This is a genomic window from Rhabdothermincola sp., from assembly GCF_036846205.1.
Lineage (GTDB): Bacteria > Actinomycetota > Acidimicrobiia > Acidimicrobiales > Acidimicrobilacustridaceae > Rhabdothermincola.
The window spans coordinates 1-14,194 of the sequence record NZ_DAIUCK010000086.1 but is presented as its reverse complement, the minus strand read 5'-3'; the positions used below and the strand labels follow the sequence as shown (position 1 = coordinate 14,194).

Here is a 14,194-nt window from a genome sequence, read left to right as displayed (position 1 = left end):
GTTCTCAGGGGTCGGTGCCGACCGCGAGGGTGACCACGAACGGCCGGTGGTCGCTGCCCGCGGCGGGTAGGTCCCGCACCTCCACCGCGTCGATCTCGTACAACAAGGCATGGTCGAGCCGGGTGAAGGGGCCGAGGGCCCGCAGCCCCCGACCCTCCATCGGCCACGAGGGACTGAGCCCGCGCCCGACCGCCTCATGGGCGTCCCGGAGATCGCCACGGTCGAGCAGCCACCGGAACGCCGGGTGCCAGCGGCCGGCGTTGAAATCCCCCGCGATCACCGTCGGCCCGTTGAGCCGGGTGGCGAACCGGCGGAGCTGGCCGAGTCGCCACTCCCAGCGCTGCACCTGACCCTCGCCGGTGGGGGCACCGACGTGGACTCCCCAGATCTCCACGTCCTGATCGCCGACCCGCACCACGCCGGTGGGCATGTCGATGCCACCGACCTTCTCCACCCGGGCATCTCGCAGCGGCAGGCGGGAGAAGATCCCGGTGCCGTACGTGTCGCGGGCCGCGTCCAGCTCCTGGAAGGGATAGCGCTGGTCCGCGCCGCGCCGGTGGAACAGCTCGACGTGGGCCGGGGTGAGCTCGATCAGGACCAGCACGTCCGCGCCGGACGCCAGGGCCTGATCGACGGCTCGCTCCGGGGTGGGATTGTCGAAGCGGAGGTTGGCCACGTACACGTCGAGGGTGGGCTCACCCGCCCGCACCGCCGCGCTCGAGCCCGTGACGAGGGGGAGCATCATCGAGCACACCGCCACCGTGGTGAGACCGGCCACCACGGCCAGCCGGCGCCGGCCGAACCACACCGCGACCCCCAGCGAGGCCGACGACGGCAGCACGTAGTAGGGCAACACCATCTGCAGCGCGGCGTGCGTGGTCCCCCACGTGAAGCCCAGCATCGACGACAGCACGACCGCGGCGGAACCCACGGCCACGACCCACGTGGCGGTGATCACCGCCACGCGCCCCACCGGCAGGCGTGGGACGGCCGGCGTGGTGCGCATCGCACCAGCCTCGCGTTTCCGGCCGGGGGTGCGTCGTCGCGTAGGGTGCCCGCCGAACCCGGCGTTGCCCGGTACGGGTCACCGCAGGAGCGACGCGTGCAGCTCACCGACATCCTGGATCTCGAGGACCACGGGCCCGACACCTTCGTCGGCGCCGGCCCCCGCTACCCGTGGGGTGGCCTCTACGGCGGCCAGATCGTGGCCCAGGCACTGCGGGCCGCGGCGGCGACCGTCGCCGCGGGGTTCGACGTGCACTCCCTGCGGGCCTACTTCATCCGCCGCGGCGACCACAGCGAGCCGGTGCGCTACGAGGTGGACCGCATCCGCGACGGCCGGTCGTTCTGCACCCGCCGGGTGGTGGCCCGGCAGGCCGTCGGGGCCATCCTCAACCTGGAGGCGTCCTTCCAGGCGGCCGAGCGCAGCGACGACATCGAGACGGTGTCGCTCCCGGCCGGGCTACCGGCACCCGACGAACTCGAGCCCAGTTCCTGGAGCCCGGTGTTCGAGCGCCGGTTCGTGCCACCGTCGCGGATCGCCCTGGGTGAGCGCTCCGGTGTCGGCCGGGCCGCTGCCTGGCTGCGGGTCCTCGACGAGCTCGACGGCGACCAGCTCCTGCACCGCGCCGCGCTGGCCTACCTGTCCGACGACCTGCCCACCGATGCCGTGGTGCGTGCCCACCCGCTGGCCACCGAGCCCGAGGAGGTGCTGCACCAGGTCCTGTTCACCGCCAGCCTCGACCACACCATCTGGTTCCATCGCCCGATGCGGGCCGACCGCTGGCACCTGCACGACTTCACCTGCCACACCTTCGTTGGCGGCCGGGGGCTGGCGATCGGCCACGTGTTCACCGAGGACGGCACCCACGCGGCCACCGTGGCCCAGGAGGTCCTGCTGCGCGACAGCCGCGAGCGAACGACCTGACGCCCTACGCTTCGGCGATGCTGGTCGTCGAGGAGCTGCTGGGGTCGGCATGCGCCGCCACCGGGCTCGACGATCCCGGTCCGCCGACCTGGCAGGAGGGCCTGGCGGTACTGGTCGACTCGGCGAACGGCGACGCCCATCTCACGCCAGTCGGCGAGCTGATCATCGCCGCGCAGATCGGCAGCTCGCTCACCAACCGCCTCCGGGTCGTCGACTGGCACCGCGCCCATCCCGAGGCGGCCCGGTCCATGGTGGAGCGGCCGGTGTTCATCCTCGGCCTCCCCCGTACCGGCACGACGCTGCTCAGCTACCTGCTGGATGCCGACCCTCGTAACCGCTCGCTCCTGCGTTGGGAGGCCTTCGCCGCGGTCCCGCCACCCGACCCGGCGACGGTCGAGGGCGACCCGCGGGTGGCGACCGCGCAGGCCGAGATGGACGCCCTGTACACGTCGGCCCCCGAGTTCAGGGCCATCCACTACGAGGCGGCCGACGGCCCCACCGAGTGTGTGACCCTGCTCGGCCAGGACTTCCGCAGCGTCCACTACGAGACGCTCGCCAACCTGCCCACCTACGGCGAGTGGCAGCAGGCCTGCGACATGGTGCCCGCGTACGAGTGGCACCGTACCGTGCTGCAGACGCTGCAGTGGGCCTGGCCGGGTCGCTGGGTGCTCAAGTCGCCCTGCCACAACCTGGCGCTCGACGCCCTGGACACGGTGTACCCCGACGCCCGCTTCGTGTGCACGCACCGCGACCCCACCGAGGTGGTGGCCTCGCTGTGCAGCCTGGTGTCGGTGCTCACCGGTCTGGGCACCGACCACGACTTCGACGCGTACATCGGGCAGCGGTGGCTCGACCTCGCCGCGACGATGATCGACCGCTTCGTCGACTTCCGCCAGCGCGCCGGTGAGGAGCGGTTCCACGACGTCGACTACCGGGCGCTCGCCGCCGACCCGATCGCTGTGGCCTCCGAGCTGTACCGCTGGCTGGGCTGGACGTTCGACCCGGAGACGCACGCGGCGATGGACGCCTACGTCGCGGCGAACCCGAAGGGACGGTTCGGCCGCCACGAGTACCACCTCGCCCGCTTCGGCCTGGCGGCGGAGCAGGTGGGCGAGCGGTTCAGCGCGTACCGGGCCCGATTCGACCTGGGGTAGCGGGAACGGGCAGTGGGTGGGGTCGACCGGTGTGGGTGGCGCGCGCCGGCCCGGGCGGGCTCAGCGCATGTTGCCGGTGTGCCCCAAGCTGTAGCGCCCCGGCTGGGGCCACACCGTGAGCCCGTGCGGTCCCTTTCCCACCGGGATCCGGGCCGCCAGCGCCCCGGTGGTGGTGTCGAACACGTAGACCTCGTCGTCGTAGCGGCCTCCCAGCCACAGCTCCCGGCCGTCGGGCGTCAGATTGCCCATGTCGGGGCTGCCGCCACCGGGCACCTCCCAGCGCTCGACCACCTGGTTGGTGGCCAGATCCAGCACCGCCACGCTCCCCGGCCCTCGTGGCGGGCCCGGCACCCGGTTCGACCCCCGGTTGATGACGTAGAGCTTGGTCGCGTCCCGGCTCGGGTACAGGCCGTGCGCGCCGACCCCCGTCTCCACGAAGCCGGCCTCGCTGAACGAGGCCGCATCGATCAGGTACACGCCGTTGCGCATCATCTCGGCCACGTAGAAGGTCCTTCCGTCGGGCGAGATGCGGATGTCCTGGGGCATCCCCCCGCCGCTGAGCTCCAGCATCCCCACCACCCGCCGCTCGAGCAGGTCGATCTTCGCCAGGCGTCCGGCGAACTCGCAGGTGGCGATCAGGTAGCGGCCGTCGACGGAGAAGTCGATGTGGTTGATGCCTGCGCAGTCGGGCACCTCGATGCTGCTGTGCAGCGCCATGGTGTGCGGATCCCGGAAGTCCAGCCGCCGCAGCGCCTCGGCCACCACGATGGCTTCGCTCCCGTCGGGGGTGAAGTAGAGGTTGTAGGGATCCTCGACGGGCAGGGTGGCCACCGGCTTGCCGGTGGTCGGATCGATCGCAGTGAGCGAGTAGCCCTGGTTGCTCAGCACCCACAGCGTCCGCAGATCGTAGGAAGGCACGACGTGCTGGGGCTCGGCATCCACCGGGAAGGTGTCGATGACCTGCTTGGTGGCCACGTCGATCACCGTCACGTCGTTGGAGCGGCCGTTCGGCACGTAGACCCGCAGCGGCACCCCGGCGAGCCAGGGTTGCAGCTTGCCGGCCGTGGTCTCGCTGTAGAGGTTCGCGGGATCGACCACCGGCGGCATGCCCGGCACGGTGTCGATCTCCGTGGGCGAGGCACCGGTGCCGGCCGGATGGGGGACGATCGTGCTGCTGCCGTCGGCCGGCGTGGTGGTCGTCGCGGGCGACGCAGCCCCGTCCCCGCCCGAGCAGGCGAGCACGCTCGGGGTCAACGCCAGGGCGGTGAGCAGGCCTACGACACGCCACCGTCGTGAGCTCGTCGACGCGCTCATCAGTGCCGGAGGGTATCCGCGGGGCGATCCCGCCCCTGGTCAGGGCTTGACCGTGAGCTCCTGGGTGCGGCTGGCGAGGACCACCCCGTTCCCGGTGACGGTCAGGGTGTACACGCCGGCGGTACAGGCTTGGGCCGACCCGCCGAGCAGGCTCGACGACACCCCGGGACCGGAGACGCTCACGGTCACCGGCCCGGTGGCGCTGACCTCCCAGCTGAGGGTGGCGCACTCACCGCTCGCCACCTTCTTCGGGCTCAGGTTCAAGGTGGCGGTGTTGACCCGCATGACGGTGGTGGTGGTCGTCTCGGGCGGCGGTGGCGGCGGGAAGAACCCACCGCCGGCGGTGGTCGTGGTCGGCAGGGTCGTGGTGGTGGTCGCCTCCGCCGGGACCGTGGTGGCGGTGGTGACCGGCACGGTGGAGGAGGTGGCGAAGGTCGTGGTCGAGCGCTTCGTGGTGGTCGTCGAGTCCTCCGCCACCGCGGCCGTGTCGAGGCTGGTGTCCCGATCACCCGACCGGCTGGCGAGGGCGATCACCGCCACGAGCAGGATCGCGGCGGCGATGCCGATGCCCACCCACCGCTTCGTTCTGCCCGAGTCCCCGGTCCCGGCCCGGCGACTGGCCACCGGGGTGTGCACCGGACCGGACGAGCTGCTGCCAGGCATGCCACCCGTGCCCGCACCCGACTCCCCCTCCCCGCTCGCGCTCGTGGGTGCACCAGCATCCGCGCCCGGTGCGGCGGCGGCGGTCGCGGCGAGGGCGGGTTCCGGGGTCATCGAGGGCTCAGACTCGGTGACCGCGGGAGGTTCCGGCTCTGGCGGTGTCTCCGACGCCGGCTCCTGCGAGGTCTCCGCTGCCGCGCCCGGTGCCTCGAGCGTCTCGCCGGCGACGGCTGCGCCGGCGAGAGCTCCTGTGGCCGGCGAGAGGTCGTCGCCGGTCGTCGTGGCCGGAGTGGCCGGAGCGGCCGGAGCGGCCGGAGCGGCGACCGCACCGAGCACCTGCTCACGCACCTCAGCGGGAGCAGGGGAGAGGGGGATGGTGCCGAACAACTCCACCGCGGGCAGGGCCACCAGCGAACGGCCGCGGCAGGTCGCGCAGGCGCGGATGTGGCGGTGGATGAGCCGGCTGGCGGCCGGATCGAAGCTGGTCGCGCCCCTCGCCCGCAGCTCGTCGGCGAGCTGGTCGTGCGCCGGGGTGCCGCCGAGCCACAGCAGCCGGGTGCGCAGTGCGGCGGCGTAGCCGGTGGGCAGCTTGGCCAGCCGGTCCTCCACCGCACCGACGTCCGCGCCCGTGGCGACCGCGATCTCGGGGGCGTCGAGACCTCCTCGCCAGTGGAGGTCGAGCACGTCCGCGGTGGTCGCGCCCAGCACCGCTGCGGTCTCCCACAGCAGCGCGGCGACGTCGGGGTCGCGGGCCAGCGCGGCGGCGTCCGTGCCCCGGGTGATCCGTCCCGCAGCCCGTTTGGGATCCGAGGGGGGTGTGGTGGTGATGGCACCGATCGCGCCGTTGGTCGCCCCGGAGGTGGCCTGCGCAACCCGGGCCGCGAAGCTGGTCTCGGCGCCGTCGTCGAGGTGGTCACGCACCTGCCCGAAGGCGCTGATCAGCACCCCGGCCGCGTCCCGGGCGTTGACCCCGCGCCGAGTGACCCGATCGAACGCGAAGTCGAGCCAGTTCTCCACCAGCCCCCGCCAGGCGCTCTCGTCACCCAGGCGCACCCGGGAGACGGCTTGTTCGTCGCGGACCCGGCGCTCGGCGCGGGACCCGTCCCGCCCACCGGCACCGCCCGGTGAGCGCTTGTTCCGTCGTTTGCTCATCCCGCACCCCCTTGCGTGCCGGTCCACCGGGCGCTCCTCGGAGCCGGCCGCAGCAGACCGTGTGCGTGCAGAAACCCTAGGACGGCGCCAGCGTGGAGCCGGGGACCGGTGGATCAGCGGCGTACGGTCCGCTCCTGGAGGTTCCTGTCGGACGCCACGTCCTCGTTCTTGAACACGACGGTCGGCCGATCCTCGGCCCAGAGGCGCTGGTCGCCGCCACGAAGGGTGGTCGGGTCATGCTCCCTCGCTGCTGTCGGGTGGGTCCTCGGCTCGATCGGTCAGCGCGCCGGCGGCGGGCTGGCTCGGTTCGAGCGGGTTGGAGGCGGGGTCGTGGCCCTCCGATCGCAGGTCCAGCACCTCCCGAAGATCGATCACCGGGTCGCCGGTCGATCGTCGGTTGCGGGCACCTGGCGGCTCGAGGACCAGCACCACGTGCCACCGCCAGAGCCGATCACGGTGGGGCGGGTGGTGGTCGTCCAGGCTGACCCACACCGGCAGGTCGCGCCCCCCGACGTGCAGCACGGCTTCGCTGGGCCGGAGGAAATGGTGCCACCAGCGCAGACCTCGGGCGTGGGCGAGCAGGCGCCCGCCGTCCACGGTGACCTGCACCCGCCGGCGGCGCCGGCGTAGGTCCCGGTTGCGGAGCCACCGGAGGCTGGCCCGTCGAGCGGGCCCGGGGTGAGAGCCCATCGCGGGTCCTCCTCGATCCTGTCGCCCTCCAACCTGCCTCAGTGGAGCGAAAACCGCAAGGGGTGATGTTGAAAACGCCCTGGGTGTCGACCGTGACTGTCTACTCGAACACGACCGTGCGGTTGGCGTAGGCGATCACCCGGTGCTCGATATGTGCCCGCACGGCCCTGGCCAGGACCAGCGCTTCGAGGTCCCGGCCCCGGCGAGCCATGGTCGCCGGGTCATCGGCGTGGGAGACCCGGGTGACGTCCTGGGCGATGATCGGGCCCGCATCGAGCTCGGCGGTCACGTAGTGCGCGGTGGCACCGATCAGCTTCACCCCTCGCTCCCAGGCCTGGTGGTAGGCCCGGGGACCGGCGAACGCGGGCAGGAAGGAGTGGTGGATGTTGATCGTCCGCTCGCCGAACGCTTCGCAGAACGCCGGGGAGAGGATCCGCATGTAGCGGGCCAGCACCACCAGGTCAGGCTCGAGCTCGCGCAGCAATGAGACGACCCGTTGCTCCTGGGCGGCCCGGCTCGCCTCGCCGTCGCCGGCCACCGGGACGTGGTGGAAGGCGACGTCGAAGCGCCGGGCGATCGGGGCGTGGAGGTCGTGGTTCGAGATGACCGCCACGACCTCCGCGGGCAGGTCACCGGTGGCACAGCGCCCCAGCAGGTCGTACAGGCAGTGCGGCTCGCGGGAGGTGAGCACCGCCAGGCGTGCGGGGCCGGGGACGTGGAGCTGCCAGCTCATCGACCAGCGCTCCGCCACCGGCTCGAAGCTCGACCGCAGGGTGGTGGCGTCGGAGGGATGCTCGAACTCCACCCGCTGGAGGAACAGCCCGTGCTCGGTGTCGCTGTACTGGCCGGCGTCGACGATGTTGCCGCCGTCCTCGGCCACCCAGCGGGCCACGTCGGCGACGATGCCCGGCCGGTCCGGGCAGGTCAGCAGCAGCACGGCCCGAGTCACCGGCGGGAGGCTAGTGCGGCTGGTGCACGGCGGCTCAGGAGGGGACCGCCAGACCGACCAGGCGTTCCTGCGTCGGGTCCGGCTTGTAGCGCCACCACGTGACCGGGATCGACCGCTCGGTGGCCGCTTCGTAGAGGGCGATGCTCGCCGGGACCGTCCCGCCGTTCACATCGGCGACGATCGGCCCTCGCTCGCCGCGCTTGCCCTCGGCGTAGTCGAGCGCTGCCCGGCAGGCCTTGAGCAGCCTGCCGGCATGGGGTTCGTCAAGAGAGGGGCCGACCATGAGGTGGCAGGTGACGTCACCCCCGTCCACCGGCACCTTCTCCTCGGCGACCTCTCCTTCGGGCAGCTTGCTCAGTCTGTCTTCAAGCTCCGTCCTGCCTCGATCGCTAGCCGGCGTCGTCCCCTCCTTGCTGACCAGGATCACCACGTGGTCAGGCTTCAACGTCCTGGCGAGTTTCTGGATCACCTCTCCGGAGTCTTTCAACATGTCGTCGACGGTCTTCCCGGGACGCTGGCTCAGCCACGTGACGACCACCGAGGCCTTCGGCGGGATACGTCCCCCTGCGTACAGGGCTCCTTCGGAGCTCACCTCGCCGATGACGCTCGTGCTGAATTGGTCAGTCGTCTGAGACTGACGACGCTCCACCCTCCGGTTCACCAGCCACGCGAGCCAGGCAACCACGACGGCGACGACACCCGTGCCGAGGGCCCAGAGGATGGTCTTCCAGCTCTGTTCGGCGAGGGCCTGTTGGCTCACCCACCCGATCGGCACCGCGAGCAGGAGGGGGACCAGCCAGATCTGGAACGGCACGTTGTTGTGCAGGTCGCGGATGGTCAGGTAGAGCCGTTGGCTACGGCCGGCGATCGGGACCGGCTTGTCGCCGCCGGTGGAGGTGGTCATCGCATGAGCTCCCAGAAGATGCACGGGGCCAGAACTATCGTGCGGGTGGGAGCCGTTCGGCGGGCCCGGTCCTACGCCGGGTCGGCGCCTTGGTGATACCCGCCTCGGTGACGACAACCGTCTCGAACGACCCGCACCCAGGTTTCTTCTACCAAACTCGAGAGACCGATGACGGAATGTCGCAACCTCACGCCGCACCCGGTCGTCATCCGGGCATCCGACGGCCAGCTCGTGACCATCCCACCGGAGCCGGCGCCGGCCCGGGTGCGGATGCTGCAGGAGTCGCTGCCGCCGGTTCGGATCCGGGTGGGCGACGATGACCACGAGGTTCGGGTGGTCACCGAGCGGCCGGTCGACGTGACCGGCCTGCCCCCTGCGAGCGAGGACGTGGCCTGGATCGTGTCCCGGGTCGTGTTCGACGCGGCGACCGAGCGGGTCGATCTGTACTGTCCCACCGACTTCGAGCGAGATGACGACGGCCAGATCCGGGCCGCGGCCGCGCTCCTGGGCCGCCCTGGGGCTGGTGCGCCGCTGCCGCGCTCGCTCGTGGTGCTCGCCGGTGGCAACCCGATGCCGAACCTCCAGGCGATCACCACGTTGCAACCGGAGCAGGTCACCATCATCGCCACGCCCCAGACCGAGCGGCTCGCCACGTTCCTCGAGCGAGCCGCGACCGCCCTTCGACCGGCGCCGCAGGTGTCGATCCGGACCGTCTCGGCGGCGAACGACGCCCGCCAGATCACCGAGGTGCTCGAGACCCTGGATCGGGGCTGGGCGCTCTCCTACACGGGCGGGACGAAGGTGATGGCCGCCCACGCCCGGCTGGCGTACGAGCGGTTCGGTGACGGTCGCCCCGAGCACGCGTCGATCGTCGATGGCCAGATCGTCCGGGACAACGGCGAGACCCAGCCTGTGAGCGCGGCCGGTGCCACCCTCGATGCCATCGCCGAGCTCCACGGTCACCGGTTGCGTGACTGCCAGGAGGTGCCGCTGGGGCTCGAGGGCCTGCACAAGGGGGCGAAGACGTTCCGGCGGCGGATGAAGACACCGGCCGATGGCCTCGAGAAAGAGAAAGTCGACGGCGGGCTGCCCGCCGAGGTGTACAAGGCCTTGCTCGCAGGTGGTGGCAAGTGGCTCGAGCACCTGGTCGCGGCGGCTGCGAGTCACCACGACGAGGTGCTGATCAACTGCCGGTTGGATCTTGACGGGAACTCGAACGATGCGCCCGAGCTCGACGTCGTGATTCGTGCCGGTTGGGAGGTCACGGTGCTGTCCTGCACGGTGACGCCGCAACGACTGGTACGCAAGCACAAGCTGTTCGAGGCGGTGAAGAGGGCTCGCCAGCTCGCCGGCGATCGGGCACGGGGTGGTCTGGTGTGTTTGGGGACCGACTACCAGTGTCAGCGTCTCTTGGCCGACGCGAAGGACGACTTCGGTGGCGGGGTCGTCGTGTACGGGCGGAGCCACGTCGAACGGTGGCTCCGGGGTGAGCAGCTGACTTTCCCTTCGCCGGGGTCTTGAGCGCGGTGCTCACCACGCGCCGGCATCCGCTCCCGCTCCGGGTACGGGGTGCGCCGCGGCGCTTACCATGGCGCCCGTGACGGAGCTGGCCGGCCCTCTCGCGATCGTCGCCGGGGTCCTGGCGGTCGGGGGAGCGATGAAGATCGCCGACCCCGCCGCCACCCAGGCGATGCTCGGGGCGCTCGGGATGCCCGCCGCCCCCTGGCTCGCTCGCGGCCTCGGCCTGCTCGAGCTGGCCGCCGGCCTCGCCGCCGCGCTGCTCGGCGGCCGGGTGGCATCAGCCGCCGTGGCCGGCCTCTACCTGGTCTTCGCTGCCGTCGCCTGGCGACTGGTGCGCGGTGGGCAGGCCTCGTCGTGCGGCTGTTTCGGTCGCCTGTCCGCCCCGGCGACGTGGATCCACGTGACCGCTGACCTCGCCGCCGCCGCCGTCGCCGTCGGGGCCGCGGTCACCGCCGCCCCGGGGCTGGCCGGGTTCGGCGCCAGCGGTCCCCTGCAACAGGTCACACTCCTGGCCCTGGTGGCCATCGGTACCTGGCTCGGAGTCGCCATCCTCACGGTGCTGCCGGCGACCCTGGTGGCCGCCCGCCGGGTGCCGGCCCGGGCCGCCGTGCAGGAGTTCCGCATCGGCCCACCCGCCGCCCGATGAGCACCACCTCGCAGCCCTCTCGCCCATGACCACCAGGACGCCACCCTCGACCCGCTTCGCCGACACCGTCGCCCGCTACCTCGGCCGGCGCTTCGACCGCCGAGGGTTCTTCGCCCGCTCGGCGGTGGTGGGCAGCGCCCTGGCCGTGAACCCCGTCACCTACGCGCTGCGGCCCACCACCGCGTACGCCGCCATCTGCAACTGCAACGGGTCCAACTGCGATTGCGGCGCGCTGTGCTGCGACGGCTACACCGAGTTCTGCTGCACCCTCACCGGGCAGAACACCTGCCCGCCAGGCACCCTGCTCGGCGGTTGGTGGAAGGCCGACGGCACCGCTTTCTGCAACGGGCCCCGCTACTACATGGACTGCAACGCGCCGTGCAACGGGTGCGGTTGCGGAGCCAACGGCATCTGTTCGGGCTCGTGCTCCGGCACGGGCTGTGGCTGCGCGCAGGGCGACTGCAACAACCGCAAGTCCGGTTGCACCATGTTCCGCTACGGGCAGTGCAACCAGCACGTCCCCTGCATGGGCCCGATCGTCTGCCGGGTGGTGACCTGCGTGCCGCCCTGGGCCATCGAGCCCTCCTGCACCACGACCCTGCGCATCGACCAGGCCACCGCCGGCCACGACCGGCCCTGCCTGCACCGCACCGTCGGTTCGCTCGACTCGGCGGTCGAGGTCGCAGGTGGGGTCCGGGTGCAAGGCTGGGCGCTCGATTTCGACACCCAGGATCCGGTCGACGTCCACGTCTACGTCGATGGGCGCTGGGCGGGCCAGGGCCTCGCCGACCGATCCCGCCCGGATGTCGGCGCGGCGTACCCCGGCTACGGGAACGGGCACGGCTACGACCTCACGGTGCCCGCCGCCGGCGGCGGGGTGCGCAACGTGTGCGTGTACGCGATCAACAAGGGCGCGGGCTCCGAGAACGCGCTGCTCGGTTGCCGCCAGGTGCGACTGGCCAACCCCTTCGGCTCGCTCGACGGGGTCTCGGTCGGCGAGGGCACCATCCGCCTGACCGGTTGGGCCATCGATCCCGACACCACCGGACCGGTCACGGTTCACGTCTACGTCAACGACAAGTACGTCACCGAAGCGATCGCCAACCGCTCCCGCCCCGACGTCGGTGCGACCTACCCCGGGTACGGAAACCAGCACGGCTTCGACGTCACCTTCCCCTTCGGACCAGGACGGCACCGGGTGTGCGTGTACGCCATCAACGTGGGCGATGGCACCACCAACCCCCTCATCGCCTGCCGCACCGTGGAGATCGGTGTCCCGTTCGGATCGCTCGACTCGGTCGCGCCCGGGCCCGGGCGGATCGCGGTGCGGGGCTGGGTGATCGATCCGGACACCGCCGCGCCCACCCGGGTGCGGGTGGCCGTGGACGGCCAGCTCGCGGCCACGCTTGACGCCAACCTCGATCGCCCCGACGTGGGCGCGGCGTACCCCGCCTACGGCTCCCAGCACGGCTTCGCCGGCACCGTGCCGGCCACGCCCGGGAGCCACCAGGTGTGCGTCAGCGCGGTCAACATCGGGCCGGGTCCTGACCCGCTCATCGCCTGCCGCACGGTGGAGGTGCGATCCGGCAACCCGTTCGGCTCCCTCGACGGTGCCGCCGCCGGCCCGGGGGTCGTGAAGGTCTCGGGATGGGTGCTCGATCCCGACAGCGACTCGCCGGTGACGGTGCACGTCTACGTCGACGGACGCTGGGGCGGGCAGACCGTGGCGAACCGACCCCGGCCGGACGTGGCCGCCGCCTACCCCGGCTACGGACCGGCGCGAGGCTTCGAGCTCACCCTGCCCGTGGCCGCCGGCTGGCGGGAGGTGTGCGTGTACGGCATCAACATCGGTGCCGGTACCACGAACCCCCTCATCGGCTGTCGCAGCGTCTTCGTCGGCGGTGCGCCCTTCGGTTCCCTCGACGGCGTCGCGGCTGGTGCCGGGTCGCTGCGGGTCACCGGGTGGGCGATCGACCCCGACGTCGCCGGGCCGATCAGCGTGCACGTGTACGTGGACGGCCGCTGGGCGGGCCAGGGGCTCGCCGATCGCCCCCGCCCCGATGTCGGCGCCGCGCACCCCCTGTACGGGCCGAACCACGGCTTCGACCTCTCGGTGGCGGCGGCAGCAGGGAGCCGGCAGGTGTGCGTGTACGCCATCAACAGCGCGGGCCACGAGACCAACCCGCTGCTCGCCTGCCGCCGGGTGGCGGTGCCATGAGCCGCGGCGCCGGGAGGTCGAGCTGATCGTGGTGGCGCTGGTGATCGCCCTGGCGGTCGTGGTGACGCTGCTCGGGGTGCTGGTGGTCGGCCTGCTCCGCAGCCATGCCGAGATCCTCCGCCGGCTCCACGAGCTCGGCGCCGGCGTGTACGACGACGAGGCCGCCGGTGAGGAGGGTGGGGTGCGGTCCCCGGTGGTGCTGGGTGACCGGCACCGGATCCGCACCCGCGACGGGGTGGCCGAGCCCCGGACCCATTCGACCCCGGCCCACGACCTGGTCGGCACGACCCCCGACGGTCGGGCGAAGGCGGTGGGAGTGGTGGGCGCGGCGCACACGACGTTGTTGGCCTTCCTTTCCACCGGGTGTGGCACCTGCGCCGACTTCTGGCGGGCCTTCGCCGGGGGGGAAGCCGACGAGCTGCCCGGGCGCGACACCCGGCTGGTGATCGTCACCAAGGGCCCGGAGGAGGAGAGCCCCGCCGCGGTCGCGAACCTCGCGCCCGCGGGCCACGTCACCCTGATGTCGAGCCAGGCGTTCGCCGACTACGGCGTGCCCGTCAGCCCGTACTTCATCCTGGTCGACGGGCCGGAGGGGCGAATCGTCGGCGAAGGCGCGGCGGCCACCTGGGCCCAGGTGGCCAACCTCCTCCGGCAGGCGGCCGGCGACGCGGGCCTGGACTCGGGGCCGCCGGGTTCGGCACGCCGGCGTGGCCGGCTCGACGGGCCGGCCCGAGAAGCCCGTGCCGATGAGGAGCTGCTGCGAGCCGGCATCACCCCGGGGCACGCCAGCCTGTACCCGGACCGGATCGTGACCCCTCTGGCCTCGCCCGAGGACGAACCTGCCGGATGAGCGGACGGAGCGGAGCTGATCGGGTGGAGCGGAGCCGATGAGACTCGAAGCCTTCGGCCTGGCTGCCACCACCCTGCGGGGCTGGGACGGCGAGATCTACCGGCGTGACGCCGAGGCAGCCTTGACGATGGCGGGGGCCGGGAGCGAACGGGTCCCGCTGAGCGGCGGGGTGCAGGATCCGGGCGAAACCCCCACCCCGATCCTGCACC

At 72.2% G+C, this 14,194-nt stretch carries 12 protein-coding genes; 6 read left to right on the top strand and 6 right to left on the bottom strand.

What is annotated here, in order from left to right; translation table 11 throughout:
* Positions 1–4: 4 nt before the first annotated feature.
* Positions 5–1,006 carry an endonuclease/exonuclease/phosphatase family protein gene (locus V7004_RS12180; RefSeq protein WP_334144275.1) on the bottom strand — a complete coding sequence of 334 codons (1,002 nt, stop codon included), beginning with the start codon at positions 1,004–1,006 and terminating at the stop codon, positions 5–7.
* Positions 1,007–1,102: 96 nt separating this feature from the next.
* Here V7004_RS12180 and V7004_RS12175 point away from each other — a divergent pair, with 96 nt between their 5' ends.
* Positions 1,103–1,927: an acyl-CoA thioesterase gene (locus tag V7004_RS12175; protein ID WP_334144274.1), complete on the top strand. Its 825-nt coding sequence runs from the start codon at positions 1,103–1,105 to the stop codon at positions 1,925–1,927.
* Positions 1,928–1,944: 17 nt separating this feature from the next.
* Positions 1,945–3,081, top strand: coding sequence for a sulfotransferase family protein (locus V7004_RS12170; protein ID WP_334144273.1), 1,137 nt, complete (start codon positions 1,945–1,947; stop codon positions 3,079–3,081).
* 60 nt (positions 3,082–3,141) lie between these two features.
* Here V7004_RS12170 and V7004_RS12165 read toward each other — a convergent pair whose 3' ends face one another.
* The 5 genes from V7004_RS12165 to V7004_RS12145 form a co-directional block, all read right to left on the bottom strand.
* Entirely contained in the window at positions 3,142–4,395 is a 1,254-nt protein-coding gene (locus V7004_RS12165; protein ID WP_334144272.1) for a YVTN family beta-propeller repeat protein, read from the bottom strand.
* A gap of 39 nt (positions 4,396–4,434) precedes the next feature.
* The gene (locus V7004_RS12160; RefSeq protein WP_334144271.1) at positions 4,435–6,207 is read right to left on the bottom strand and encodes a hypothetical protein; all 1,773 of its coding nucleotides are present in this window, start codon (positions 6,205–6,207) and stop codon (positions 4,435–4,437) included.
* A 234-nt stretch (positions 6,208–6,441) separates the two neighbouring features.
* On the bottom strand, positions 6,442–6,897 hold the full coding sequence (locus V7004_RS12155; protein WP_334144270.1) for a hypothetical protein: 456 nt from the start codon (positions 6,895–6,897) through the stop codon (positions 6,442–6,444).
* Between the two features lie 100 nt (positions 6,898–6,997).
* Positions 6,998–7,846, bottom strand: coding sequence for a formyltetrahydrofolate deformylase (gene purU, locus V7004_RS12150; RefSeq protein WP_334144269.1), 849 nt, complete (start codon positions 7,844–7,846; stop codon positions 6,998–7,000).
* A 34-nt stretch (positions 7,847–7,880) separates the two neighbouring features.
* Entirely contained in the window at positions 7,881–8,750 is an 870-nt protein-coding gene (locus V7004_RS12145) for a hypothetical protein (RefSeq protein ID WP_334144268.1), read from the bottom strand.
* Between the two features lie 168 nt (positions 8,751–8,918).
* On the opposite strand from V7004_RS12145, the gene V7004_RS12140 reads away from it, so the two are divergent.
* The 4 genes from V7004_RS12140 (at position 8,919) to V7004_RS12125 (ending at position 13,985) form a co-directional block, all read left to right on the top strand.
* Entirely contained in the window at positions 8,919–10,271 is a 1,353-nt protein-coding gene (locus V7004_RS12140) for a hypothetical protein (protein ID WP_334144266.1), read from the top strand.
* A 76-nt stretch (positions 10,272–10,347) separates the two neighbouring features.
* Complete coding sequence (locus V7004_RS12135) at positions 10,348–10,917, top strand: MauE/DoxX family redox-associated membrane protein (protein ID WP_334144265.1); 570 nt, start codon at positions 10,348–10,350, stop codon at positions 10,915–10,917.
* Between the two features lie 25 nt (positions 10,918–10,942).
* The gene (locus V7004_RS12130) at positions 10,943–13,135 is read left to right on the top strand and encodes a hypothetical protein (protein ID WP_334144264.1); all 2,193 of its coding nucleotides are present in this window, start codon (positions 10,943–10,945) and stop codon (positions 13,133–13,135) included.
* Positions 13,136–13,166: 31 nt separating this feature from the next.
* Entirely contained in the window at positions 13,167–13,985 is an 819-nt protein-coding gene (locus V7004_RS12125; RefSeq protein WP_334144262.1) for a hypothetical protein, read from the top strand.
* The last annotated feature ends 209 nt before the right edge of the window (positions 13,986–14,194 follow it).